23 protein-coding genes are annotated in these 25,920 nt (G+C 45.4%); 2 read left to right on the top strand and 21 right to left on the bottom strand.

Annotation, left to right across the window (positions count from 1 at the left end):
- Positions 1-55: 55 nt before the first annotated feature.
- The 16 genes from pyrE to AEQ18_RS03270 all read right to left on the bottom strand — a co-directional run bounded on the left by pyrE (position 56) and on the right by AEQ18_RS03270 (position 16,680).
- The gene (pyrE, locus tag AEQ18_RS03345; RefSeq protein ID WP_054114951.1) at positions 56-694 is read right to left on the bottom strand and encodes an orotate phosphoribosyltransferase; all 639 of its coding nucleotides are present in this window, start codon (positions 692-694) and stop codon (positions 56-58) included.
- Positions 694-1,407: an orotidine-5'-phosphate decarboxylase gene (pyrF, locus tag AEQ18_RS03340; RefSeq protein WP_054114950.1), complete on the bottom strand. Its 714-nt coding sequence runs from the start codon at positions 1,405-1,407 to the stop codon at positions 694-696. The genes pyrE and pyrF overlap by 1 nt, the downstream gene beginning before the upstream one ends.
- Positions 1,404-2,330, bottom strand: a complete 927-nt coding sequence (locus AEQ18_RS03335) for a dihydroorotate dehydrogenase (protein WP_054114949.1) — start codon at positions 2,328-2,330, stop codon at positions 1,404-1,406. The genes pyrF and AEQ18_RS03335 overlap by 4 nt, the downstream gene beginning before the upstream one ends.
- Positions 2,331-2,332: 2 nt before the next feature.
- The gene (locus tag AEQ18_RS03330) at positions 2,333-3,109 is read right to left on the bottom strand and encodes a dihydroorotate dehydrogenase electron transfer subunit (protein WP_054114948.1); all 777 of its coding nucleotides are present in this window, start codon (positions 3,107-3,109) and stop codon (positions 2,333-2,335) included.
- A gap of 21 nt (positions 3,110-3,130) precedes the next feature.
- Entirely contained in the window at positions 3,131-6,316 is a 3,186-nt protein-coding gene (gene carB / locus AEQ18_RS03325) for a carbamoyl-phosphate synthase large subunit (protein WP_054114947.1), read from the bottom strand.
- Between the two features lies 1 nt (position 6,317).
- Positions 6,318-7,397: a carbamoyl phosphate synthase small subunit gene (locus AEQ18_RS03320; RefSeq protein ID WP_054114946.1), complete on the bottom strand. Its 1,080-nt coding sequence runs from the start codon at positions 7,395-7,397 to the stop codon at positions 6,318-6,320.
- A gap of 1 nt (position 7,398) precedes the next feature.
- Positions 7,399-8,682, bottom strand: coding sequence for a dihydroorotase (locus AEQ18_RS03315; protein WP_054114945.1), 1,284 nt, complete (start codon positions 8,680-8,682; stop codon positions 7,399-7,401).
- 38 nt (positions 8,683-8,720) lie between these two features.
- Complete coding sequence (locus AEQ18_RS03310) at positions 8,721-9,647, bottom strand: aspartate carbamoyltransferase catalytic subunit (RefSeq protein ID WP_054114944.1); 927 nt, start codon at positions 9,645-9,647, stop codon at positions 8,721-8,723.
- Positions 9,648-9,689: 42 nt separating this feature from the next.
- Complete coding sequence (locus AEQ18_RS03305; RefSeq protein ID WP_054114943.1) at positions 9,690-10,970, bottom strand: solute carrier family 23 protein; 1,281 nt, start codon at positions 10,968-10,970, stop codon at positions 9,690-9,692.
- Positions 10,971-10,990: 20 nt separating this feature from the next.
- The gene (gene pyrR, locus AEQ18_RS03300; protein ID WP_054114942.1) at positions 10,991-11,527 is read right to left on the bottom strand and encodes a bifunctional pyr operon transcriptional regulator/uracil phosphoribosyltransferase PyrR; all 537 of its coding nucleotides are present in this window, start codon (positions 11,525-11,527) and stop codon (positions 10,991-10,993) included.
- A 242-nt stretch (positions 11,528-11,769) separates the two neighbouring features.
- Positions 11,770-12,678: an RluA family pseudouridine synthase gene (locus tag AEQ18_RS03295; protein ID WP_054114941.1), complete on the bottom strand. Its 909-nt coding sequence runs from the start codon at positions 12,676-12,678 to the stop codon at positions 11,770-11,772.
- Positions 12,679-12,688: 10 nt separating this feature from the next.
- Positions 12,689-13,144 (bottom strand): signal peptidase II, encoded by a 456-nt coding sequence (gene lspA / locus AEQ18_RS03290; RefSeq protein WP_054114940.1) that lies wholly within the window; start codon positions 13,142-13,144, stop codon positions 12,689-12,691.
- Positions 13,141-13,848: a CBS domain-containing protein gene (locus tag AEQ18_RS03285; protein ID WP_054114939.1), complete on the bottom strand. Its 708-nt coding sequence runs from the start codon at positions 13,846-13,848 to the stop codon at positions 13,141-13,143. The genes lspA and AEQ18_RS03285 overlap by 4 nt, the downstream gene beginning before the upstream one ends.
- Before the next feature lies 1 nt (position 13,849).
- Positions 13,850-14,251: a hypothetical protein gene (locus AEQ18_RS03280; protein WP_054114938.1), complete on the bottom strand. Its 402-nt coding sequence runs from the start codon at positions 14,249-14,251 to the stop codon at positions 13,850-13,852.
- Positions 14,252-14,424: 173 nt separating this feature from the next.
- A complete protein-coding gene (locus tag AEQ18_RS03275) occupies positions 14,425-16,095 on the bottom strand; it encodes a formate--tetrahydrofolate ligase (protein ID WP_054114937.1) in 1,671 nt (556 codons plus the stop codon).
- Positions 16,096-16,254: 159 nt separating this feature from the next.
- Entirely contained in the window at positions 16,255-16,680 is a 426-nt protein-coding gene (locus AEQ18_RS03270) for an EbsA family protein (protein ID WP_054114936.1), read from the bottom strand.
- A gap of 65 nt (positions 16,681-16,745) precedes the next feature.
- On the opposite strand from AEQ18_RS03270, the gene AEQ18_RS03265 reads away from it, so the two are divergent.
- Entirely contained in the window at positions 16,746-17,156 is a 411-nt protein-coding gene (locus AEQ18_RS03265; protein WP_054114935.1) for a ribonuclease HI family protein, read from the top strand.
- Here AEQ18_RS03265 and cls read toward each other — a convergent pair.
- From cls to AEQ18_RS03245, 4 genes are all read right to left on the bottom strand, one after another.
- Positions 17,142-18,608 carry a cardiolipin synthase gene (gene cls / locus AEQ18_RS03260; RefSeq protein WP_054114934.1) on the bottom strand — a complete coding sequence of 489 codons (1,467 nt, stop codon included), beginning with the start codon at positions 18,606-18,608 and terminating at the stop codon, positions 17,142-17,144. The two genes, AEQ18_RS03265 and cls, sit on opposite strands and share 15 nt — an antisense overlap.
- 9 nt (positions 18,609-18,617) lie before the next feature.
- On the bottom strand, positions 18,618-19,760 hold the full coding sequence (locus AEQ18_RS03255) for a cation diffusion facilitator family transporter (protein WP_054114933.1): 1,143 nt from the start codon (positions 19,758-19,760) through the stop codon (positions 18,618-18,620).
- A gap of 215 nt (positions 19,761-19,975) precedes the next feature.
- On the bottom strand, positions 19,976-22,618 hold the full coding sequence (alaS, locus tag AEQ18_RS03250; protein WP_054114932.1) for an alanine--tRNA ligase: 2,643 nt from the start codon (positions 22,616-22,618) through the stop codon (positions 19,976-19,978).
- A 337-nt stretch (positions 22,619-22,955) separates the two neighbouring features.
- Positions 22,956-24,005 carry a DUF7278 family profilin-like fold-containing protein gene (locus tag AEQ18_RS03245; protein WP_054114931.1) on the bottom strand — a complete coding sequence of 350 codons (1,050 nt, stop codon included), beginning with the start codon at positions 24,003-24,005 and terminating at the stop codon, positions 22,956-22,958.
- Positions 24,006-24,075: 70 nt separating this feature from the next.
- Here AEQ18_RS03245 and AEQ18_RS03240 point away from each other — a divergent pair, with 70 nt between their 5' ends.
- Positions 24,076-24,504: a GNAT family N-acetyltransferase gene (locus AEQ18_RS03240; RefSeq protein ID WP_054114930.1), complete on the top strand. Its 429-nt coding sequence runs from the start codon at positions 24,076-24,078 to the stop codon at positions 24,502-24,504.
- A 38-nt stretch (positions 24,505-24,542) separates the two neighbouring features.
- Here AEQ18_RS03240 and AEQ18_RS03235 read toward each other — a convergent pair whose 3' ends face one another.
- Positions 24,543-25,889, bottom strand: coding sequence for a DEAD/DEAH box helicase (locus AEQ18_RS03235; RefSeq protein ID WP_054114929.1), 1,347 nt, complete (start codon positions 25,887-25,889; stop codon positions 24,543-24,545).
- Positions 25,890-25,920: the final 31 nt, after the last annotated feature.

Below are 25,920 nucleotides of genomic sequence, written 5' to 3'. Positions count from 1 at the left end.
GAATATGCTTACAGCTGACTGTAAGCTATTCGTTATTCGTTTCATGAAGAATGATTTAGTCGTTGGCTTTCCATGTTGCTGGTGACTGGCGCCACTCTTTCAACAAGGCCACATCATCTGCTTGAATCTTACCCGTTTCTAATGCCACATCGATCAAGGTCGAATAATTTGTCAGCGTAACAAAAGGCAATCCTGCTTCAGCAAAGTTTGCTGCTACTTGCGGCAATTCATAAGTGAAAATAGCGGCGACACCTAACACATCTGCGCCTTCTCTCTTTGCTGCACTGCAAGCTTCGAGCACACTGCCGCCGGTGGAAAGAAGGTCTTCGATCACGACCATTTTTTGATTAGGGGTGATTCGTCCCTCGATTTGATTGCCTTTTCCATGGGCTTTGGCTTGACTGCGAATGTAAACCATTGGTAAATCAAGCAATTCAGCTACCCATGCTGCATGAGGAATGCCGGCTGTTGCAGTACCAGCGATGACTTCAACATCAGGAAACGTCGTTTTGATGTTCTCAGCTAGTCCTTGTGCGATGGCGCGTCTGACTTGCGGATAACTCATCGTGATGCGATTGTCACAGTAGATTGGACTTTTGATGCCGCTAGCCCAAGTGAAGGGCGCATTTGGTTGTAGAAAGATGGCCTCGATGGCTAATAAATCTTTGGCAATTTGTTTGGCTTGTGTATGCATTATTGTTCCTCCCATGCTTCTTTGATTGCAAGATAACTTTCATATGGAGATGCCGCTTGCGTGATTGGCCGACCGACAACGATCATCGTAGCGCCAGCTTTACGGGCATTTTGCGGTGTCATCACCCGTTTTTGATCACCAATGGCACTGCCGGCTGGTCGGATCCCGGGTGTCAAGCGAATAAAATTCTCACTCGTGTGTTCTTTGATTTTCTTTGCTTCATGTGCTGAGCAGACCACCCCTTGCAGACCAGCAGTTTGCGCACATTTGGCATAATGCAAGACACTATCTTGCAAAGAAGTCAAAATTTGCTGATCTCGGTGCATTTGTGCTTCGCTGGTGGAAGTCAATTGCGTCACCGCGATCAGGTCTGGTACCCGCGCACCGGTTGGCGTGCCTTTGTGTAATCCAGCTAGACCCGCCTCCATCATGTCGATACCACCGGCGGCATGGACATTGGTCAATGAAACCCCCAGACCAGCCAAACGAGCCATCCCTCTTTCGACGGTGTTAGGTATATCATGCAACTTCAAATCAAGAAAGACATCATGGCCTTGATCCTTTAACCAAGCAACGATTGCCGGCCCTTCTTGATAAAAAATTTCCATGCCGACTTTTACAAATAAGGATTCATGCTGCGGAAAATGGGTGAAGAACGCCTCGATTTCTTGTTTGTTTGGAAAATCTAATGCAATGATTGGTCGTTGATTCATTGATCAAGCTCCTCTCTGACGTCTTTGATGAGTTGTTCCAAGGAAGATATACCGAGTTCTGCCATCCGCAAGGGTAAAGCGTCGATCAGTTTCGGACAAATATAAGGATCGGTGAAATTTGCGGTTCCCACTGCCACGGCTTGCGCACCGGCTAGAAACATTTCCAGTACATCATCCACGGTCATCACACCACCCATGCCAATGATTGGTAAATGCGAAACTTGTGCGACTTGCCGAATCAGACGTATTGCTACTGGTTTGATCGCCGGTCCCGACAAGCCACCAGTTTGATTGGCAAGAATTGGTTTTCTGGTTTTCAGATCGATCCGCATCCCCAATAAAGTATTGATCATCGTGAACCCGTCCGCCCCGCCTGCTTCGATCGCGCGAGCAATCGGCACGATGTCAGTCACATTCGGTGACAATTTGACATAGATTGGTACCTGCGACACTTCTTTAACGGCTTCTGTCAAAGCACCAGCAGTTGCTGGATCGGTACCAAAAGCGATGCCACCATGTTTGACATTGGGACAAGATACATTCAGTTCGATCGCTTTGACATTCGGCGCCTGGCTGATCTCTTTACAAACAAGCACATAGTCTTCGACTGTTGAACCCGCCACATTGGCAATGATCGGCAATGTGGGGTGCTTAGCGGCTAAATCCGGTAAAATTTGCCCCAAGACGGCATCCAGACCGGGATTTTGCAGACCAATGGCGTTCAGCATACCGCTTGGGGTTTCGGCAACCCGCGGCGTTGGATTGCCAAAACGGGCTTCAGGCGTCGTGGCTTTGATCATCACAGCACCAAGTTGACTGATATCATAGTATTTGTCATATTCTGCTCCAAAACCAAAGCAGCCGCTCGCAGGCATGATCGGATTCGCTAAATCTAATCCGGGTAGTTTCACTTGTAAAACCATCTCTAGATAACCACCTTTCTCGCTTGAAAGACAGGCCCTTCATCACAGACCTTGACGCTTTTGACACCCGTTTCATCCTCTTTCGTGTGACAAACACAAGCGTAACAAGCCCCCATCCCGCAAGCCATGCGGGCTTCCATCGAAAGTTGCACATCATCAAGCGCTTCATAGAGTTGGGCAACTGTTTTCAATAAACCGTTGTTGCCGCATGCAAAGACAGCTGCAGGCGTTTGGGCTGCAGCCATCAATACATTTCCGACATTTCCTTGTACACCATAACTGCCATCATCTGTGGCGATCCGCGTATCACCTAAAGCTTTAAATTCTGCCTCGTAATACATGACATCTTTACTGGCAAATCCAAGGAAATGGATGACGTTGATCTGACGTTGGCGCAACTGTTTGGATAGTTCATAGAGGGGTGGTACACCAATACCGCCACCCACTACGAACACTGTTTCGCCGGGGGTCAAATGATGAAATTGAAAACCATTGCCTAAAGGACCCATCACATCTAGCAAATCTCCCGTTGTCAAATGTGAGAAAATCTCAGTGCCTTCTCCTTCGACCCGGTAAATGATCCGGCATTCTTTTTTTGCTAAATCTACATGATTGATACTTATCGGCCGCCGTAAGAGAAAAGCCTGTTGCGGCACCCTAAGATGAAGAAATTGACCAGGGGTGGTCATTTGACTGACCAATTCCCCTTTTAGCGTCATTTCAAAAATCCTCGGCGCCAGTTGCCGTTGTCTTACGATTGTCATGTCTTCTTGTTTCATCCGTCGTCAAACCCCTATCCGTTATATTGCTTTTGTAGAAAAACTCCGAGATTCCATCACTTTTAAAATCGCATCTGCCGTATCAAGCGAGGTAAACAGCGGTACACCATGTTCTACTGCTTCTCGACGAATAATAAACCCATCTTCGGTGGTATTGCGTCGATCTTTATCCATGGTGTTGACTACGACTTGTGTGGTGCCATTTCTGATCAAATCTACCACGTTTTCTGAAGCGGCAGAATCAGAGATTTTGGCAACTCTCGTGACAGGCAGCCCTTGCGCTTCAAAGTAATCCGCCGTGCCGTTTGTAGCCAGTAAAGTAAAGCCAACCTCGAAGAATCTGGCCGCTAAAGCTGCGGCTTCTTCTTTACTTTCATCAGAAACTGTAAAGAGTGCTTTGCCAAATTCAGGAATATGCAACCCTGATGCTTCAAAGGCTTTATACAGTGCTTTTGCTAAATTCTTGTCTGAACCCATGACTTCCCCTGTTGACTTCATTTCAGGGCCTAAGTACGTATCGACTTTTAAAAGTTTTGTAAAGGAGAAGACGGGTGCTTTGATATGCACCTCATTCGGTGTTGGATACAAACCGTCATGATAGCCGAGTGCTGTGATCTTATCGCCTAAAATCGCTTTTGTGGCAATTTGCGCCATCGGGATTTCAGTAACTTTACTTAAAAATGGTACTGTACGACTTGCACGAGGATTGACTTCGATCACATAGACCTGATTTTCGTGGATCACGAACTGAATGTTCATCATACCGATACAGTTCATACCGATTGCCAAGCGTTTGGTATAATCCTCGATCGTTGCGATGATGTCATCTGAAAGATTTTGCGGCGGATAAACTGCCATCGAATCTCCTGAATGGACCCCAGCGCGCTCGATATGCTCCATGATCCCGGGAATCAACACTGTTTCCCCATCGCAGATCGCATCTACTTCACACTCTTTCCCAACCAAATACCGATCGACTAAGACTGGATGCTCTGGAGAAGCTTTGACTGCATGGCGCATATAATCTTGTAGATCTGCCTGGTTTTCGAGGATTTCCATTGCCCGTCCACCCAAGACATAGCTTGGACGCACCAACACAGGATAACCGATTGTTTGTGCAATGGCGATCGCTTCTTGTTCATTAGTCGCGGTATCTCCTGGCGGTTGCGGAATGGCCAATTTCTGTAATGCTTGCTCAAATAAATCGCGGTTTTCAGCACGATCTAGATCCTCAATGCTGGTCCCTAAAATTTTGACTCCATGTTTGGCCAAGGGTTCTGCTAAATTGATCGCGGTTTGTCCACCAAATTGCACGATAACGCCGATCGGCTGCTCTAAGTCAATGACGTTCAAGACATCTTCCAAAGTCAAAGGCTCGAAGTATAGTTTATCGGAGATTGAAAAGTCTGTAGACACGGTTTCCGGATTGCTATTCATGATGATCGCTTCATATCCCGCCGCTTGGATTGCTTTGACTGAATGAACAGTCGCATAATCAAACTCGACCCCTTGTCCAATTCTGATTGGCCCTGAGCCTAAAACCAGCACGGATTCTTTTGCGCTGCGTTGGCTTTCATTTTCAAATTCATAGGTGCTGTAAAAATATGGCGTTGCTGACTCAAATTCCGCCGCACAGGTATCAACCATTTTGTAAACAGGCAGCAGCTTCGCTTCATGACGTTGAGCACGAACTGCATCTTCTGTCGTTTGCCATATGCCAGCAATCGTACGGTCAGTGAAGCCGTTTTGCTTCGCTTCTTTCAAGTGTGCTAGGTCATTTTTGGCTGTTGCCAATGCTTGTTCGATTTCGAAGATATGCAGCAGTTTATCTAGGAAGAAGAGATCGATTTTGGTCATCTCATTCAAATCTTCTATCGTATAACCGCGACGAATGGCTTCCATGACATAAAACAACCGATCATCCTGGGCTTTGATCACTTTTTCGATCAAGTCATTGTCTGACAGCTCTGCCAATTCTTTGATTTCAATATGATTGGTGCCGATTTCCAATGAACGCACTGCCTTCAGCAATGATTCTTCGATATTGCGGCCGATGGCCATGACTTCACCAGTGGCTTTCATTTGTGTCCCTAGGCGCCGATCGCCAGTTTCGAATTTATCGAATGGCCAGCGAGGGATTTTTGCAACAACATAATCTAACGCTGGTTCAAACTCGGCATAAGTTGTCTCCGTCACTGGATTTTTCATTTCATCTAAAGTCAATCCGACAGCGATTTTGGCTGCTAGTTTGGCAATTGGATAGCCGGTCGCTTTACTGGCCAATGCGGAGGAACGAGAGACCCGCGGATTGACTTCGATCACATAGTAATTAAAGCTATGGGGATCAAGTGCCAACTGGACGTTGCAGCCGCCTTCGATTTTCAAAGCCCGAATGATTTTCAATGATGCATCCCGCAGCATTTGATACTCATGGTCTGACAATGTTTGGCTTGGGGCAAAGACGATCGAATCGCCAGTGTGGATCCCCACAGGATCAAAGTTTTCCATGTTGCAGACAACGATGGCATTATCGGCAGAATCTCGCATCACTTCGTATTCGATCTCTTTGAATCCAGCAATACTACGCTCGATCAAACATTGGGTCACTGGCGATAATTTTAAGCCGTTTTCCGCAATTTGACGCAGTTCCTCTTCATTGTTGCACATGCCGCCGCCGGTGCCCCCCAACGTAAAGGCTGGCCGCACGATGATCGGAAAGCCGATTTTTTTCGCAAAGGTCACGGCTGCTTCAACAGTCGATACGATTTCAGATTCTGGGATCGGCTGCTCTAGTTCTTCCATCAATTGTTTGAAAAGATCGCGGTCTTCTGCTTGGTCGATCGCTGATAATTTGGTACCCAATAGCTCGATCTGCAACTCATCTAAGATTCCTGAATTGGCCAATTCCATTGCCATATTCAGCCCTGTTTGACCGCCTAATGTTGGCAAGATTGCATCTGGCTGTTCTTTCCGAAGAATCCTTGACACAAATTCAAAGGTGATTGGTTCAATATAAACTTTATCGGCAATCTCTTTATCAGTCATGATCGTTGCCGGATTTGAATTGACGAGCACGACTTCATAGCCTTCTTCTCTTAGCGCCAGACACGCTTGTGTGCCGGCATAATCGAATTCTGCAGCTTGTCCAATAATGATAGGACCAGAGCCGATAACCATGATTTTCTTGATATCTGTACGTTTTGGCATATTAGTTCTGCTCCTTCCAAGCGTCGATCATTTCTAAAAATTCATCAAATAAGTGCACTGCATCATGGGGTCCAGGTGCAGCGTCTGGGTGATATTGGACACTGAATGCTGGGTAGCGGCGATGACGTACCCCCTCGATCGTGCCATCATTGACTTCCACATGGGTGATCATCAATTTTTCTGGATCAATAGAAGATTCAGCCACCGCAAAGCCATGGTTCTGTGAGGTGAAATCGATCCGTCCTGTTGCGATCTCTCGCACCGGATGATTCAAACCTCGGTGACCAAATTTCATTTTGTACGTATCTGCCCCATTCGCTAGCGCAAACAATTGATGTCCCAAACATATGCCGAAGATCGGTACCTTTCCTTGAATGCCTTGAATCATCGTAATGGCTTCTGGCAAACTCTTGGGATCTCCTGGGCCATTGGTCAACATCACGCCATCTGGTGCTAGATCAAGTATTTCTTGTGCAGTGGTATTGTATGGCAAAATCGTCAAGTTGCAGTTTCTTCTTGACAGCTCCCGCAAGATACTATGTTTCAATCCATAATCGATGACTACGATGTTTTTGCCTGTGCCTGGGCTTGGATATGGTTTTGATGTTGACACCTGTGCAACTTGATTGGTGGGCAGAACAGCGGCTTTCAGCTGATCGAAGGCATGATCAAACGTATCCCCCGCATCAACGATACTCGCTTTCATCGTGCCATGCTGCCGAATCTTGCGGGTCAATGCCCGAGTATCGATCCCAGCAATGCCTGGAATGTTCTTGCGGGTCAAAAATTCATCTAAAGTCAACTGATTGCGCCAATTACTGGCACGACGGGCATGTTCTTTGACTACGACCCCTTTGCATGTTGGGGCGATCGATTCGTAATCATCTCGGTTGACACCATAATTGCCCACCATCGGGTAGGTAAAGGTGATAATTTGTCCATTGAAACTTTGATCAGTGATCGTTTCTTGATAACCCGTCATACTTGTTGTGAATACAATTTCACCATAGACGTTGATGTTGGCGCCAAAGCCCTCGCCTTCAAAATACGTCCCATCTTCTAAAATCAACCATCGTTTCATCTTATCGCCCACCTTTTTGCCAAACTATGTTGCCATTTACAAATGTATAACTGGTATCGCCGTACAATGTCCACCCACCAAATGGGGTATTCACGCCTTTTGATAAAAAGTGCGCTGGATCGATCTCATAGGCTCCCTCTAAATCAAAGATGGCCAGATCAGCTGGTGCACCTACTGTCAAACGTCCCGTATCTAGGCCAAAGACATCTGCTGGTTTCACTGTCATCCAATCAATCAACTGCTGTAAGGTAAAGCGTCCTGTTTTGACGAAGTGCGTATACAGCAATTGAAACGCATACTCTGACCCTACGATACCGAATGGTGCTTTTAAAAAACTTTGCATTTTTTCTTCTAAGCCATGCGGCGCATGGTCGGTTGCGATACAATCAATCGTGCCATCTAAAAGACCTTCAATCAATGCGTGCCGATCGTCTGTACCGCGCAATGGTGGATTCATTTTCCAGAATCCTTCATCAGCAGGAATATCTTCATCCACCAACAATAAATGATGGGGTGAAACCTCAGCTGTCACATGGATCCCGGCTTTCTTGGCATCACGAATCACACGGACACTCTCTTTTGTCGACACATGACAGACATGATAATGGGCACCCGTCGCTTCCGCCAACAAGACATCTCGCGCGATCTGAGAAGCTTCCGTCACACTCAAGATACCTGGCAAGCCCAACGCTTCTGCTTTTTGACCTGCGTGCATGACACCGCCAAACAAAAGCGAATCATCCTCTGTGTGGGCGACCAACGCCAAATCATTTTCAGCAGCAGCTTTCATAGCCAGATACATGGTCCCTGCAGTTTGGACGCCGACACCATCATTTGTTAGCGCAAAAGCGCCAGCTTTCTTCATGGCTGCTGCATCCGTCAATACGTTACTGCGTAGATTCTCTGTGATTGGCGCGTATTGCAAGACGTTGATCGCCGCATCTGTTTGAATTTTCTGATAAACGCGGTTTAACTTCTCTGGGGTATCTGGGACAGGATCAAGATTTGGCATGGCACAGACGGTGGTAAATCCGCCTCTGGCTGCTGCCATACTTCCTGTTTCAATCGTTTCTTTGTACTCAAATCCTGGCTCTCTGAAGTGAACATGAACATCCACCAATCCTGCTGTGATCAGTTGCTGTTTGGCATCAATGATCTGATCAAAGGCTATGTCAGAAAAGTCACTGCCAATGCCTCGAATCTTACCGTCCTCGATCCAAATCGCTGCAGGAACGCAATGATTGTCTTTTTTGATTATCTGACCATTTTTAATCAGTGTTTTCATGTTTTCTTCCTCCTTAGGTTGGTGTTTTGCTGCGATGGTTACGCTTTGCCATTCAATACGGCTTCTAAGATCGCCATGCGGATATAGACGCCATTGGCCATCTGAGTGACGATTCTAGAGCGGATACTTTCAACAAGCGCATCGGCCAGCTCGACATCCCGATTGACAGGTGCCGGATGCATGATAATCGCATGGTCCTTCATTTTCGCTGCTCTAGCCACCGTCAATCCATGATGTTTCAGATACTCTTCTTTAGAAAAGCTCTCTTTGCCATCATGTCGTTCATGCTGGACCCGCAGCATCATCATGACATCCACTTCAGTGACTAATTCATCCAAAGGCAGCCAATGGCCATAAACTTCATATTCTTCGTCATACCATTCCTTTGGTCCTGAGAAAAAGACCTGCGCCCCTAATCGTTTCAACATCTGCATATTCGATTTCGCCACTCTGGAATGGGTGATATCACCCACGATTGCTACTTTCAGATCCGAGAACTGACCGAATTCTTCATAAATGGTCATCAAGTCCAACAAACATTGGGTAGGATGCTGTCCACTGCCGTCACCGCCATTGATGATACTGCACTGGATCGTTTTACTCTGGATCAATTCATCATAGTAGTGTTCATCACCATGGCGAATGACCGCTATATCAACGCCGATTGCAGACATGGTCAAGACAGTATCATAAAGCGTTTCGCCTTTTTGAACTGAGCTAGTAGATGCGTCGAATTCAATCACTTCGATGCACAATTTTTTTTCGGCGACATCAAAACTCTTATGGGTGCGCGTGCTATTTTCAAAGAAAAGATTGGTTGCAAAATATTGCGGTTTTTGCGGGGTCCACTTGGCCCCTTTTTTAAAGGCTTGCCCTCTTCTGATCAGTCCCGTGACCTCACGATCAGATAAGGCTTCTACAGTTAAGAGATGTTTTAAGCTGATTTGTTCGGATTGGATAATCATGAATGTAATCCTCCTTTTATGCGGATGATGCTTGTCTTTCGTCTATTGTTCTTCGCTGCGAGAGGTTTCTGGTAAGACTAAGTTTAAGAAGATGCCTAAGACAGTCGCTAATGCCATGGCCGATAAAGTGAAGGTTCCGACTGTGAAGACCAGTCCACCGATACCGACGACTAAGATGACTGAAGCAATGATCAAGTTCTTCTTGCGGTCAAAATCGATGTTGTTATCGATCAAGATTTTCAAACCGCTGGCGGCTATCACACCGAAAAGCAGAAAGCTGATGCCTGAGATCACTGGCCCAGGGATGCTCAGGATCAACGCACTTAGCTTGCCGACAAATCCCAAAATAATGGCTAATGCTGCGGCGCCGCCGATGACGAACACACTGTGGACCCGCGTAATGGCTAAGACGCCAATGTTTTCCCCGTAACTCGTCACGGGTGGTCCGCCAACAAAGCCGGCAACGATCTGTGCGAAGCCATCCCCCATCAACGTCCGATTCAGTCCTGGTTCTTCAAAGAAATTGCGTTTGGTCAATTTGTTCAAGACCATCAAGTGACCGATATGCTCAGTCATTGTCACAAAAGCGATTGGTGCCATTGTGGTAATGGCATTCAAGTGTAAAGTTGGTGTGTAGTTGACAAAAGGAATCTCGAAACTAGGTAAGCTGAACCAAGCAGCATCGATAATCGGCTGAACATCGACGATACCTGCTGCTAATGCGATCAGATAGCCCCCCACGATCCCTAGCAGGATCGGGATCAGTCCCAAGAAACCACGCAGGAACATGTTGAAGAAAATCGTTAAGCCTAATGTCGCTAAAGCGACCAATATATATTTAAAGTCATAGACACTGTCATTGTACATCGCGTTTTGCGCGGCATTCGCTGCCAACCCAAGACCGATAACCATGATCACCGGGCCAACAATGATCGGCGGCAAGATTTTGTCTAACCAAGCTGCCCCCGCGCGTTTGATGATCATCGATACGATGACATAAACCAAACCTGTAGTGATGGCCCCTTGTGCAATGGCAGGATAGCCGTCTGATTTCATCAACATTTGCATCGCTGCGATGAAGGCAAAACTACTGCCAAGATAAGCTGGAATCTTCCCTTTAGTGGTGATCAGATAGACCAATGTACCTAGCCCTGAACTTACTAAGGCGATACTTGGATTGATCCCAACTAAGATAGGCACCAAAACGGTTGCCCCAAACATTGTGAATAAGTGTTGTAAACTAAGGCCTAGCCAAGGCAGGGCTTTTGGTCGATCTTTAATGTCTAAAACTGCATCCGGGTTACGAAATTCTTGCTTCTCCATCCTGTGTGTCACACTTCTTCCTAGTCGTTTTCTTTGTTGATCATAATGCGGTCTGAACCGTCTGTTTCTTCCATCTCAACGATGATTTCTTCACTTAAAGCCGTTGGGATATTCTTGCCCACGAAATCAGCTCTGATCGGCAACTCACGGTGTCCGCGGTCTACTAAGACGGCCAATGAGATTCTTCTCGGTCTGCCAATATCCATAATGGCATCCAGCGCGGCGCGGATCGTCCGTCCTGTAAATAAGACATCATCGATCAAGATCACTTCTTTGCCGTCGATCGCAGTCGGAATGTCTGAAGAATGGATCTCTGGATCTTCTTCGGCTTTTTTGTCATCACGATAGAGCGTGATATCTAATTCTCCCACCGGCACATCGACGCCTTCCAATTGTTTCAAACGCTCTGCAATCCTTTGTGCGATGTAAATACCGCGGGTTTTGATCCCTACAAGCACCAAATCCTCAATGCCGCGATTTCTTTCAATGATTTCATAGGTGATCCGTGTTAAGGCACGTTTCATTGTTACTGCATCTACCACTTCTTTTGCTGTCATCTGTTTTCCTCCTCATTTTGAACATAAAAAAACTCCTACCTGCTAGAGGTAGGAGTCATGTTTTCTGATTACAGCCCAATCCTAGATGTTACTCTTGTTTTGGGTATGCGTCATCATCCAGTAAGGGTTCGATCTCCAACGCGGGAGTCGTCTGCTTACTCATTCCTTCTTAGCCTCACGGGACTACATTTAAAGGAGCTATTTACTTGTTAGGAATACTATACATTTCTTTAAATAAAAAATCAATCATTTTTTCGCAATTTGTTTAAAGTCTCTTCAAACAACGCAGGTAATGGTGCTTCAAAGACCATGTTTTCACCTGTTGTCGGATGCGTGAAGCCCAACAATTTGGCGTGCAAGAATTGGCCATTGCCCTTCAGTGTTTTCTTTGGTCCATAGACTGGATCTCCGGCTAAGGGAAACCCAATATATTGCATGTGGACTCTGATTTGATGGGTCCTGCCAGTTTCCAATTGCAATTCCACCAATGTGAATTGATCAAAGCGTTCCAAGACGGTAAAGTGCGTCACCGCAGGCTTCCCATCTTCGATCACCGCTTGCATCTTCCGATTGACCTTTGAACGACCGATCGGTGCAGTGATCGTGCCTTTCTCATGACTGATATTGCCGTGGACCAATGCGACGTATTTGCGCAATGAGGTCTTGTCTTTCAACTGTTTGGCTAACGATTCATGGGCATGGTCGTTTTTGGCCACCATCAATAGACCCGATGTATCTTTATCGATGCGGTGCACGATCCCAGGACGAACGACATCGTTGATCGTGGATAGATCATCCAGATGGTACAACAACGCATTGACCAAAGTATGGTTTGGATGCCCTGCGGACGGATGGACCACCATCCCTTGCGGCTTATTGATGACTGCCACGTCGCTGTCTTGATAGACGATCGTCAAAGGGATATTTTCTGGTTCTAAGGTTAATACTTCAGGTTCAGGGATTTGGATCACGAAATGATCCCCAGATTTGACTTTATAATTGGCACGAACGGCTTCTCCTTCAAGTGTCACCGCATCTTCTTTAAGCCATTGCTGGATCTGTGACCGGGTGTGGTCAGCCAATCGTTCTGCCAATACTTTGTCAACCCGTCCTTTTTCTTCTTTAATGATTACTTCAAGTTGTTTTTCCATGATTTTCTCCTTACCCATTTGCTTCGTCATCAGTTAGTGCATAAATAAAAATCAATATAACCCCACATACCAATGACATATCTGCAATGTTGAAAATTGGGAAATTGATGAAATCAAATTGGAACATATCAACGACATAGCCATGCTGCATCCGATCAATAAAGTTGCCTATCGCCCCTGCGAGAACAAATGCTAGTCCGAAGCGAAACCACAAACTGTTTTTACGGTAGCGGAACATCAAGTAGATGACGACTGCCACAGCAATGACCGTGATGATCGCAAAGAAAATCATTCTACCTTCTAAAATACTCCATGCTGCCCCTGTATTTTGCAGATAAGTTAAAGAAAAAATACCATCGATCATCGAATGGATCTCACCCAATTGATAGTTGGTCACGATCCATATTTTCAGCCATTGATCCAAACCAATCACGACTGCACTTAATAAAAAAAACACTGCTATCATCTATCTTCCACACTCTCTTCATTAAAAATATCTCTCGGCCGAATAATCCCCAATAAATTGCCATTAGGGTCTTGATTTTTGGTGATCAAGACGGCTTCAAGAAATGTATTCTTCTGGAATAATTCCTCGACTTCGCTGATGGTCGTATCTGGCGAAACAAAGCAGTAGTTCGCTCTTTTACCATCTGCATGCAACAATTCAGCTGCCGTGCGGCCGGCAAGATCCAATGTGCCTGTTTGACTTTCTTTCGCAAACCAATAGCCTAAGATACGCAACGTGATCAAGCCTAAGAATTGCCCTTTATCATATAAAGGAAATTGCGAATAGCGTTTTTGGGCCACTGTTTTCAATAATTCCGTCAAAGGCAAATCTTTCTCGAACCCAGTCACTTTTTTGGCAAATTTAGGGACGACACGATCCGGTTGCAGCAATTCCTTCTCAATGGCTTGAATACGTTCTACCACCCATTGATTCGGCTCGGCAATCACAAAGTTTTCACCAATCTTTTCATGAACGATCGCATTGCGCAATTGCGCCATTTGCAATAAATCATCTTCTGCTTTTCGGATCGTTCCTTTTTGGCTCTTGGCCAAACGACGCACCATTTCCGAGAAGCCCATATTTCGAGGATTATCTAATGCATCCCGCAAATATTTTTCGATCCGATTAAAACTACTTAGAAATAGATCGGCACCACTGGCCATCTTATTCAACCTCCCTAATCAAATAACCTCGCACAAGGAAATAGCGCAAACCGACGCCATATAGGACGATCAGCATAATCAACAGCGGCCAAAGCCAGCCTTGCGTATAAAATAACCCGCTCAAACCAGCAAAAACGAAAAACAGGCCATAACTGAGAAAATAAAACTGTTTCAACTGCGGATTAAGCACAATCTCAAGCTTGACCGGCACCATCTCATGCTTCACCCTATAAGGTTGACTGCGAAGCATCATCAATTTAACCGTCAAAGGTTGTGACGGATCGATCGTGACCAGTTGTGATTGGTCGTGAGAGATACTGGCAATCGGTTGTCCAACTTGTATCAATTTGATTGGACTGGCCATGCCGAAAAAGCCTGTGCGACGTTTGATTTCGATTTGCATAGCAGGTACACACTCCAATTTTTTAAGTATACTTGAAAATCTGCAAAAATAAAACAGCTTTTGTCAGACCTCTTCTGATTATAACAAGAAAAACCGAAATTTGCGCCTAAAGACGACAAAGCACCAAAAATAACGACTACCATCGTGCAGACAGTAGTCGTTGTGCTTCTCTATTAAAACAGTCCCACCGCTTGTCCATCAGAAGTGACATCCATCTTCAAGGCAGCTGGTTGTTTCGGCAGGCCTGGCATAGTCATGACTGCTCCTGTCAGCGCCACGATAAAGCCAGCGCCTAGTTTTGGTACAAATTCACGGATGGTGACCGTAAAGTCCTTCGGTGCCCCTAGGCGTTGCGGGTCATCACTAAAGGAATATTGGGTTTTCGCCATACATAAAGGCAATTGATCCCAACCTTTTTCAGCGAAAGCCGCTATCTGACTTTTGGCTTTTGCTGAGAATTCAACGGCAGAACCGCCATAGATTTCACGTACGATCGTTTCGGCTTTTTCAACCAAAGATTGTGCATCCGAGTATAACCGTTGATAGCGGGCAGGCGTGCTCTCAATCGTCTGGACGACAGCCTGCGCGAGTGCTTCGCCCCCTGCGCCTCCCTGCGCCCACACATCGGTTCTAGCAACTTGGACATCTATCTCTTGGCACAGGTCTTCTACCAGTAGTCTTTCCTGTTCAGTATCTTGGACAAATCCATTTAATGCCACGACCACAGGTATTTGGTATTTCCGCAGATTGCTGACATGACGAGCCAAATTGCCAAAGCCTGCTCGGATCGCGTCAAGATTCTCGCTACCTAGCGCATTGACTGCTACACCGCCATGCATCTTCAAGGCGCGGATCGTTGCGACGACGACGATGGCATCCGGCGCTTTGGACAAATTCGGTGTTTTGATATCCAAAAATTTTTCAGCCCCTAAATCAGCACCAAATCCGGCTTCCGTTACAGTATAAGCGCCTAAACGCAAAGCAGATTCTGTAGCGATCACGCTGTTGCAGCCATGCGCAATATTGGCAAATGGGCCGCCATGTACAAAGGCTGGTGTACCTTCGATCGTTTGGACAAGATTCGGTTTCAAGGCATCTTTGAGTAATAAGGCCAATGCACCTTGGATTTGAAGATCTGCTACGAAAACAGGCTGCCGGTCATACGTATACCCAATCAAAATGTGACTCAAGCGTTGTTTCAAATCATCGATACTGGTGGCCAAACATAAAATGGCCATAATTTCACTGGCGACTGTGATGTCAAATCCATCTTCTCTAGGTACACCTTGCACAGGTCCACCTAGTCCTACGATCACTTGTCGCAAGGCCCGATCATTTAAATCGACGACGCGCTTCCAACTCACTCTGCGGGGATCGATGTTTAGTTCATTCCCTTGTTGGATATGATTATCGATCAAAGCGGACAAGGCATTGTTCGCCGCAGTGATCGCGTGCATATCTCCTGTAAAGTGCAAATTGATATCTTCCATCGGCAACACTTGTGCCATGCCGCCACCGGCCGCACCGCCTTTGACACCCATCACAGGCCCCAATGAAGGTTCTCTTAATGCAATCACGGATTGCTTCCCGATCCGATTCAAGGCATCTGCAAGACCGATGGTCACGGTCGATTTGCCTTCCCCAGCAGGCGTTGGATTGATTGCCGTAACTAGGACCAATCTCCCGGTTGCTTGTTGTTTGCGTGCTTCGATCGCTGACCACTCCAGTTTGGCCTTATATTTGCCATATAAAGATACATCATCTTCAGTCAAGCCAATGGTCTGCGCAATGTCAATAATCTGTTTAAGCGTTGATTCTTGTGCTATTTCAATATCTGATTTCATTTAAACCCTCTATTCACGAACTATTTAGCATATAAATAAAGATTCGTTTGCTATATATCCATTATACTAGTTTTTCAATAGATGTGAAGCCCGAGTTTGTGCCCAATAGCAAAAAAAAAGCCTCTCCTTCTGCCGCAGCATCCAGAGAGCACTTTATCATTAGTCGATCGGCGGTCTTTTTTCTACCACACCTGAAACAATCGGCAATGCTGTTTTATCCGACAAATATTCCGCCAAAGCTGAAACATCCTGTTTGCGGAAAGCAGCGGTCCATTGCTCATTGCTGGTTGAAATCTTCAACATCCGTCCTTCATTGCAGAGATGTTCGATCTCTGTATAACGGATCACTCTTTTTTTCCAAATACGGGCATAACGGATCGTGAGTTGCGTATCATCTAACGATACTTTGCGCCGCGAGCCCAAATAGACAAATAACACAAAGAACGCCAGCACCAAATTGCTTTTCCAGTAGGGTCTGGTATTCTCCAAAGCCAAAATCAAACTATAAAATAAAATGATCAAAGTCAATGACCAATAAATAATCGCTGTTGCAGCTTCTGGCTGCCAGTAAAATTTACGCTTCATATATGTTCCTCACACCATTTATTTCTTGTATACTATAAGTTAATCATAACAAAAAGGGTGAAAATATGTTAAAAATCTATCTCGATGCTTCTACAAAAGGCAATCCTGGTCCTAGCGGCGGCGGCATCATGCTTGTCGGTGACCAGATATATGAACAACTGTCCTTCCCATTAGCACAAGGCAGCAACCATCAAGCTGAATTCGCCGTCATGGCCCAAGCGTTGACCTTTGTCTTGGAAAGAAAGCTGCATCAGCAAACCTGCATGTTCTTTACCGATAGTAAAATCGTGGCGCAGACCATTGATAAAGACTATACCAATAATCCCGATTTCAAAGATTATTTACAGCAGATTCATCTTTTGCTAGATCAGTATGCTTTGGCGATCATTCAATGGATTCCCGAAAGTCAAAATAAGGGCGCCGATCATCTGGCCAGACAAGGGTTGGCCAAAGCCCTGAAATTACAAGATCGGTGAAAGCAGTCGTGAAAAGTTTTGCTTGAATCGCAGCCAATAGGATTGTTCCGCCAATAGTTCATCCGTCAGCAATGTCGATTGCTGCATATCCTCTTCAAAAAATTGTTTCAACGTTTGCGTGACATCATGGTCATAAGTAAAGGCATTGACTTCAAAGTTCAATGCGTAACTGCGGATGTCTTGATTGGTGGTCCCAAATGAACAAATCGTGTCATCCATCATCACCGTCTTGGCGTGTAAGAATCCATTGTTATACACATAGATTTTGGCGCCCCGACGATGCAAATAATTGGCATAATGCTGCGTAGCACGATAAATAAATGGATGATCTGGCATACAAGGGATCATGATGCGAACATCGACACCTGAATGGATCGCGATTTCCAGTGCGTTCATCATACTATCATCGGGAATCAAGTAAGGTGTTTGGATCCAAATGGACTCTTTGGCAGCCAAAATCATTTTGACGAAGCCGCCTTTGAGAATTTCGGTTTCTGATTCTGGTCCGTCAGCCACGATTTGCATATCCACATTGCCAGAAAGCTCTTTTGAAGGCAAAATAAAATAATTGTCTGCATATTCCAGCTGGTCTTCTTCTTTTTGTACAGAAGCATTCCAGTCGCGGATAAAAATCTCTTGCAACGTAAAACTAGCGGTACCAACGATACGGGCGTGGGTATCTCGCCAGTAACCAAATTTGGCTTTTTTACCTAAATACTGATCCCCTACATTAAAGCCGCCCGTCCAGCCGATTTGTCCATCGATAACCACGATTTTCCGATGCAAATGATAATTCAATCGGGTATTACGGATCAAATTTTTAGATGTAATGAACGGGGCAACTTTCCCCCCCGCATTGATCAACGGTTGAAAAAACTTCCGATTGGCTTTTGGTGATCCCCATGGATCATACACCAAACGAACTTCGACCCCTTCTTTGGCTTTATCGATCAAGATCGATAAAAATTGACCACCGATCTCATCATTAAAAAAGGAGTAATACTCTACATGCACGTTATCTTGGGCTTGTTTGATATCTTCAAACAATGCCGCAAATTTCTCTTTGCCATCGGTATAAAAATCAACTTTGTTGCCTTTTGTCAACGGCGACTCATCTAAGTTTTTAAAATAGCGTTCCAATAAATGGTTGTCATCCGAATAGGGATGATCAGGGAAAGAATAGTTGTGCATTTTGATGATTTGATTGATTTCATTGATGCGGCTTTGGTGGTGCTCACTAAATTTATAAATGATTTCTCCATCGATCCCCCGACCGCAAAACAAATACAAAACAAACCCTAATCCTGGTATGAACACCAACGTCATCATCCAGGCAAACACACTTGCTATCGAGCGTGGTTTGCGAAACACCGTAATGAGGGCTGCCACTGTATTGATAAAGAGCAGCGCCACAAAGACAGTTGACACCATACTCATATCCATTTTAATCATATTTTCCTCCTACAATAGATAACTATGGTCAAAGGTGATCTCCACCACATAGTTTCCTAATTCCTCCGTCATTTTTTCCTGCATCATTTGCCGAATAACCGCATCTGGATAGAGCGCTTCATTCGGGATGACCAGATCAAAGTAAATCTTTTCCCCCGACACACGAAAATCATGCATTCTTAGTTGCGGATCGATCATCCGCAGCAATCTTTTGACGGCTTGTCTCAATTGGCGATAATGCGGATCATGGATCGGGACCGGATCCAAATGGCAAACAAGCTCCACTTGAAGCTGCGTGAAAAAGTCATGCTCGATTTGATCGATCACTTGATGGGCTTGATTCAAGGTCCAGGTATCATCCACTTCTATATGCACACTCGCAAACCGATTTGAAGGGCCATAATTATGAACGAGCAGATCATGAAAACCCAAGATCGTCTGATAACTAGCCAACCGTTCTTCCATTTCTGTCAACTCGGCTTCGGTTGGACGACTGCCTAACAAATCATTGATAAATGTGCGAATCATTTGTATCCCATTATATAAAATATACAGCGCGATCAGCAACCCAACGTACCCATCGACCCGCCAGCCTGTCAGCCATTCCACGATTGCTGACAATAAAACAGCAGCTGTCGTGATGACATCATTGATGCTGTCTTGGCCACTGGCTTGCAATGTCGCCGAATCGATTTTTTTTGACAGCGATCGGTACATCAAGCCCTGCCAGACTTTGATACCAATCGATAAGATCAAGACAACAAACAGCATAGGCGAAAGGCGAATATGTTCCGGTGTGATGATTTTATTGATTGAGGAAAGCAAGAATTGCCCCCCAACAAAGGTGATTAGCAAAGAGACTACAAACCCGCTGATGGATTCAAAACGGGCATGTCCATAAGGATGCTCACTATCTGCTGGCTTCCCCGCGATCCGAAAGCCGATCAACGTTAGCAATGAGGAAGCTGTATCGGTCAAACTGTTGATTGCATCAGCCATGATCGCCACTGATCCCGCCGATAAGCCAATCAAAAACTTGCCGATAAACAAGACAAGGTTCGATCCCAGCCCTAGCCAACCTGCCCGCACACCGATCGCCACACGGTCATCAGATCCGTTTTGACGATTGCCTTTCTGATTAAAATCAGCCACAAGTCGTCCCCCTCTCACCTAAAATTTCGTCTTTCTTATTTTACCCCGAAAGAAAAGATTTAAACAACTATTCCTCTCTTCATTTGAAAAAAAGTTTTTTTTGACTCTCAATGATAGGACCAGATAAACGTACATTTAAAAAGATAACAGAATGACCTCAATCATTCTGTTATCTTCTGACAATCGCTTGCGTCTAAATATAAATAAGGGTTGTTTTATTTTTCGGCTAACCATTCTTTGGTTTTGGTCAAGGCTTCTGCGATTCCTTCAGGATTCTTACCGCCTGCTTGCGCCATATCAGGACGGCCGCCACCCCCACCGCCAACGATTGGTGCGATGGTTTTGATCAGGTCGCCAGCCTTTATGCCTTTGGCATTAGCCGCTGCATTCACAGCTGCCAAAAGATTGACTTTGCCATCATTGGCAGTCGCTAAGACCAACACGTCAGAGTAGTCTTTTTGTTTCCATTGATCGGCCAATTGACGCAGTTGGTTCATATCTTTGACATTGACTTTGGCTGTGATCACACGGACACCATTGATCTCTTCGACTTCTTTAAAGACATCTCCAGCTTGCTGATTGGCCAATTTGCTCGCCAGTGCTTCATTCTCTTTTTGCAGTTCCCGCAATTGCATGTGCAATTGTTCTGTCTTGGCAACCACTTCTTTGATTTGTGCGGACTTCACGATAGAGGCAACAGCTTTCAATTGTGCTTCCTCGTCTTGCAGCAAGCGATAGGCTTCTTCACTAGTTACCGCTTCGATCCGACGAACGCCTGCGCCAATACCAGATTCTGAAATGATCTTGAAGATACCGATATCTTCCGTATTCACAACGTGGGTTCCCCCGCATAGTTCGATCGACCAATCTGCTACATTCACTACCCGAACATCATGGCCGTATTTCTCACCGAATAAAGCCATCGCGCCCATGCCTTTGGCAGTATCGATGTCGGTTTCAATGGTTACGACTGGCAAAGCAGCCCAAATCTTTTCATTGACGATCTGTTCCATTTGGCTCAGTTCGTCGGCAGTGACTTGGCCAAAATGGCTAAAGTCAAAACGCAAGTGCCCAGGTGCCACTAATGAACCGGCTTGATTGGCATGATTGCCCAATACTTCTTTCAACGCTTTGTGCAGCAAGTGGGTTGCTGTGTGGTTTTTGATAATTTTATTGCGACGGTGCTGGTCGACTTGCAAGAAATACACTGTATCGACTGTGATCGGTGCAAGGATCGTGACTGTATGAAGGAATTGACCATTCGGCGCTTTCTTCACGTCGGTGACTTCAGCAACGATTTGACCTGTTTCATCAACGATCGTTCCAGTATCTGCGACTTGTCCACCCATTTCTGCGTAAAATGGCGTTTCAGCAAAAATCAATTGCGCTTCGCCTTCATTCGCCGTATCTTGCAATGCTTCCTCTTGGATCAAGACGCGCAAAGAACTTTTGACTTCTTGGGTGTCATAGCCGACGAAACGGCTGTCGATTTTGATGTCTGTCAACAAAGCAGATTGAACGCCCATAGATAACTCCGTTTGACGGGCAGAACGTGCGCGGGTCCGTTGTGCCTCCATTTCAGCTTCAAACCCTGCATGATCGACTTTCAATCCTTCGTCTTCTGCCACTTCTTCTGTTAATTCTACTGGGAAACCATACGTATCATATAGTTTGAAAATATCTGCCCCTTGCAATGTATCTTGATCAGCAGCTTTGACTGCAGCGATGACATCGTTCAAGATGGCTAAACCTTCATTGATAGTTTCATGGAAACGTTCCTCTTCACTGCGAACGACTTTTTCAATAAAGGCTTGTTGTGCCAATACTTCAGGATAGTAGCTTTCCATGATCCCGCCAACGATTGGCACCAATTTATACAAGAAAGCAGCGTCGATCCCTAATTTCTTACCATGCATGACCGCACGACGGAGCAAACGACGCAAGACATAGCCGCGGCCTTCATTTGATGGCAGTGCGCCATCGCCAATCGCAAAAGAAAGCGCACGGATATGATCAGCGATGACTTTGAACGAGATATCCGTTGTTTTGCTATCGCCATATGCGACTTTTCCGCTCAATTGGGCAACTGCTTCAATGATCGGCATAAACAGGTCCGTTTCAAAGTTGGTTGGTGCATTTTGCACGATCGATACCATCCGTTCCAGACCCATCCCCGTATCAATGTTTTTGTGCGGCAGTGGTTCATAAGAACCGTCAGGCTGGTGGTTGAACTCAGAAAAGACTAAGTTCCAAATTTCTAAATAACGCTCATTTTCGCCGCCAGGATAATTTTCTGGATCATCTTCCGCTACATCATTAAACGCTTCACCACGATCATAAAAAATCTCTGAATCCGGTCCACATGGGCCCGCACCGATATCCCAGAAATTGTCTTCGATCTCAACAATATGTTCTGGAGTCAAACCGATTTCTTCCGCCCAAATGCGTTTTGCTTCCGTATCTTTCGGGTAAACAGTCACATATAATTTTTCCGGATCAAAAGCCATCCATTCAGCACCAGTTAAAAATTCCCAGGCCCAATGAATCGCTTCATTTTTGAAATAATCACCGATGGAAAAATTTCCTAGCATTTCAAACATTGTATGGTGACGGGCAGTCTTACCCACATTTTCGATGTCGTTGGTCCGAATTGATTTTTGGGCATTGGTGATACGCGGATTTTCAGGTACGACTGAACCATCAAAATATTTCTTTAATGTTGCGACACCCGAATTGATCCATAATAATGTCGGGTCATTGACAGGAACCAATGATGCACTTGGTTCGATAGAATGGCCTTTAGATTGGAAAAAATCTAAAAACAGTTTGCGTACTTCTGCACTGGATAATTGTTTCACTTTATTCTCCTACTTTCTGCTGTGTTCGTTTAGGTCGTGGTGCATACGCTCTCCTGTTGATCGCGGCGTATAGAAAAAAAGACAAAAAAACACCATTGCAAAGACAAGGACGTCAACACGCGGTACCACCTTGCTTGCAATGATGTAACTCATTACCTCTTAGACTCGCTAACACTGAGTACGCGTCAACATTGCTGTTGAAAACCGATCAAAGGGAGCCATTCAGCTGGGCACATGTTTTTCTCTCAGCAGTGAAAAACTTTCTGTGATGCAACACCAAACCAACGATATCCTTTATCATTCAAAGTATAAGGAAAGATAAGGAAAAAGTCAATCCTTAGATGCGGTCTTTTTCGATCAAAATCGCTTTACGATAGCGATAATCTTGGGGAGAAAGAAGTTTATCCGGTTGCAAGATCTGCCGTGACCGATAGTAGGTGGCATAGGGCAAGGCATCCAACAATGAATGACCGCAAGCTGCCCACTTATCCATTTTCAACGACAAGCCATCGGTCAATTCCCAGCCGTCTGCTAACCCATACATACAGCCAAACATATTGGGTTCCAGCAGCTCAAAGGCAGGCAGTGTCATTCCATCCTCGCAGGATTTCTCATTCCCCCAGCGAAAAAGCCGTCTCGTGCCAGCGCCGCAGCAATATTCCCACTGGTCTTCTGACAACAACGAAAAGCCCTCAGCAGCCAATCTTGTTTGCAGCATCGTTTGGGATACTGCTTGATGATCGAACAGCATATAATCGTCGGTCAGAGGATGCAAAGCAGCATAATAGTGATTTTCTTTCACGATTCCTTGAGGCAACGCATAGCGTAAGCTTTCTTCGAAGGAAGTCGGCCGATGGAATGTTCCTTGTAGATCGTCGGCAAACAAATTGTATCGCTCGACATGGCCGCGAAACTCTGCAGTGACGGTGTTGAGAATCCCCACGAAGGTACTGCCAACTGGTAATGCATAACATTGCACCAGCATAGGCGCAATTTCAGCTTTACGCAGCGGACTGGTAGATTCATTGACATAGTCAGACCAATCCTGTTCATTTTGGAAGCCATAGGTTTGAGCCAAGCTTTCTGCATGGGTATTTGCTTTTTGCCATGATTGTCCCCAGCTTGATAGCGTCAACCCTTGAACACCTAAATCCCAGCCCAAGATTGCCTCAGAAGTGCCTGGCACAAATACAAAGGCCTCATCATCGATCATTAGCTGAAACGTCGTACATTTTATTCCAGCATACGCATATTCCACTAGATGCAAATCGGTTATTTCCTTTAATGGACTGACAAAATACATCAATATCTGTTGAATCAACTGGTGTTTGACCTCCAACGGCAGCTTTTTCCAATTGTTCCATTGCAACGCCTCAAAAAAGTCCACGTCATATCCCCTCTCATCTGCTACAATTACTTTACCTAGAGTATACCATGAATCAGGAGGGAATAAATACATGCTTTATTTTGGACGCAGTCCCTGGTTGACAGCACAGGTCTATGCCTTGCGACGCACGGTTTTTGTTGAAGAACAACAGATTCCCGCTGCTTTAGAGTTTGACCGATTGGATCAAACTTGCCCTTACTACTTGTGGCTGGACGACAATGATCAGCCAATCGCCACCGTGCGCTATCAATTAAGCGACCCAATGACAGTGCAGCCGGATCGTTTTTGTGTGGCTGCAGCCTATCGACAACAAGGATATGGCAAACGCTTGCTAGCCTTCTTGGAAGAACGAGGCCAACGCGCAGGTGCCGAACGCGCCATCCTTTCAGCTGAAATCACTGCCAGCGGTTTTTACTTATCTTGCGGCTATCAGATTCATTCTGCACCTTTTTTGGAAGATGGGATTCCTTGTGTGACCATGCTGAAAAAACTAAAATAACCCTCGGAAATGATTTATCCAAGGGTTGCTTTAGTCGATCAACTATTCGAATTTTTCTTGTTCTTACGCGCAGTACGCGTTGTTTGGCGTCGCTCGATCTTGCGTTTTTCTTTGTTTTTCTTCTCTACGGCCCATTGAATTTTCTTCTTGTAGCCTGGTTTGATATTTTTCTTTTTCTTTTTCACTAAACCAATCAAAGTAGGATCTAGTTCGTCACGAGATTTTTCCCGCTTGGTTCGTCGGTTACGATCATAGGTATCGACGATTTCATCGTTTTTGATTTCTTTCGGTTGGAAAGTCACACCCAGATCTTCAATGGCTTGGATCGCTTGTTCATCTGCTGGATCATATAATGTGATCGCCGTACCAGGTAAATGGTTGCGTCCTGTCCGTCCCACTCGGTGGATAAAGAAATCTAAATCGGCAGGAATCTCCGCATTGATCACGTGGGATACCCCTTCAATGTCGATCCCGCGGGCCGCCAAATCAGTGGCAACGACATATTGAAATTCTAAATCATGGACTTGGCGCATGATCCGTTTGCGTTCTCTTGGACTGATATCCCCATGGATCTTCGCGACTTTTAAGCCCTGCCCTTTCAGGTAATCCGCAATATCATCGACACGGCTTTTTGTGTTCGCGAAGACAATGGCTAAATACGGGTGGCCAGTCGTCAAAATTTGGTGGATCAATTTGTTTTTGTTCTTCCCTTTGGTAGAGATCAGCCAGTTTTCAATAGAATCAGAAATAACGGCTTTGGCTTTGATTTCTTCAATCAATGGGTTTTGCATATATTTCTTCAAAAATGGGCGTAGTTTCTCAGGAATCGTCGCTGAGAAGACCAGCATTTGCAATTTGGCTGGCAAGCGGCCGGCGATTTGGTCGACTTCTGCCAAAAACCCCATGTCCAATGTCATGTCTGCTTCATCCACGACAAAGGCTCGTGCAGTATGCACGGATAAAGCTTGCTCGTTGATCATATCAAGGATTCGACCTGGCGTTCCAACAACCACATGCGGTTGTTGATTGCCTAAACGGGCCAATTGGCGTTTTTTATCGGTGCCGCCGACAAAATTTGATACTCTGATCTCTGGATCATGGAAGCCGCCGATTTGTTTGGCTGCTTGATAAATTTGAACGGCTAATTCTCGACTAGGTGCCGTGATCACGACTTGAACTTCATCTTTGCTGGCATCGATTCGATCCATCAAAGGCAGTAAAAATGTATGGGTTTTACCGCTTCCCGTCTGGGATTGTCCGACAACGCTGCGGCCTTTTTGGATAACCGGAATCAATTTGGCTTGCACTTCAGTTGGTGTTGCGAACTGTTTTTCCGCAAGTGCTTCGTAAATAAATGGTTGAAATTTAAATGACTCAAAAGACATTCAAACACCTTCTTTCTTTTAACATCTTTAG

The sequence above is a fragment of the Enterococcus sp. RIT-PI-f genome, from assembly GCF_001297065.1.
Lineage (GTDB): Bacteria > Bacillota > Bacilli > Lactobacillales > Enterococcaceae > Enterococcus_D.
Note: the sequence above shows the minus strand (reverse complement) of the source record. Positions and strands in the feature narration are given on the sequence as shown.

Bases quoted from the DNA above. Each gene is read 5' to 3' on its own strand.
- lspA (WP_054114940.1), bottom strand. From the start codon at position 13,144: ATGATAGCAGTGTTTTTTTTATTAAGTGCAGTCGTGATTGGTTTGGAT.
- AEQ18_RS03270 (WP_054114936.1), bottom strand. From the start codon at position 16,680: ATGAAGCGTAAATTTTACTGGCAGCCAGAAGCTGCAACAGCGATTATT.
- AEQ18_RS03295 (WP_054114941.1), bottom strand. From the start codon at position 12,678: ATGGAAAAACAACTTGAAGTAATCATTAAAGAAGAAAAAGGACGGGTT.
- pyrF (WP_054114950.1), bottom strand. From the start codon at position 1,407: ATGAATCAACGACCAATCATTGCATTAGATTTTCCAAACAAACAAGAA.
- AEQ18_RS03305 (WP_054114943.1), bottom strand. From the start codon at position 10,970: ATGGAGAAGCAAGAATTTCGTAACCCGGATGCAGTTTTAGACATTAAA.
- AEQ18_RS03315 (WP_054114945.1), bottom strand. From the start codon at position 8,682: ATGAAAACACTGATTAAAAATGGTCAGATAATCAAAAAAGACAATCAT.
- AEQ18_RS03240 (WP_054114930.1), top strand. From the start codon at position 24,076: ATGCTTTATTTTGGACGCAGTCCCTGGTTGACAGCACAGGTCTATGCC.
- AEQ18_RS03285 (WP_054114939.1), bottom strand. From the start codon at position 13,848: ATGGCCAGTGGTGCCGATCTATTTCTAAGTAGTTTTAATCGGATCGAA.
- AEQ18_RS03280 (WP_054114938.1), bottom strand. From the start codon at position 14,251: ATGCAAATCGAAATCAAACGTCGCACAGGCTTTTTCGGCATGGCCAGT.
- AEQ18_RS03275 (WP_054114937.1), bottom strand. From the start codon at position 16,095: ATGAAATCAGATATTGAAATAGCACAAGAATCAACGCTTAAACAGATT.
- AEQ18_RS03235 (WP_054114929.1), bottom strand. From the start codon at position 25,889: ATGTCTTTTGAGTCATTTAAATTTCAACCATTTATTTACGAAGCACTT.
- AEQ18_RS03330 (WP_054114948.1), bottom strand. From the start codon at position 3,109: ATGAAACAAGAAGACATGACAATCGTAAGACAACGGCAACTGGCGCCG.
- AEQ18_RS03335 (WP_054114949.1), bottom strand. From the start codon at position 2,330: ATGGTTTTACAAGTGAAACTACCCGGATTAGATTTAGCGAATCCGATC.
- pyrE (WP_054114951.1), bottom strand. From the start codon at position 694: ATGCATACACAAGCCAAACAAATTGCCAAAGATTTATTAGCCATCGAG.
- pyrR (WP_054114942.1), bottom strand. From the start codon at position 11,527: ATGACAGCAAAAGAAGTGGTAGATGCAGTAACAATGAAACGTGCCTTA.
- AEQ18_RS03310 (WP_054114944.1), bottom strand. From the start codon at position 9,647: ATGATTATCCAATCCGAACAAATCAGCTTAAAACATCTCTTAACTGTA.
- AEQ18_RS03265 (WP_054114935.1), top strand. From the start codon at position 16,746: ATGTTAAAAATCTATCTCGATGCTTCTACAAAAGGCAATCCTGGTCCT.
- carB (WP_054114947.1), bottom strand. From the start codon at position 6,316: ATGCCAAAACGTACAGATATCAAGAAAATCATGGTTATCGGCTCTGGT.
- AEQ18_RS03320 (WP_054114946.1), bottom strand. From the start codon at position 7,397: ATGAAACGATGGTTGATTTTAGAAGATGGGACGTATTTTGAAGGCGAG.
- cls (WP_054114934.1), bottom strand. From the start codon at position 18,608: ATGATTAAAATGGATATGAGTATGGTGTCAACTGTCTTTGTGGCGCTG.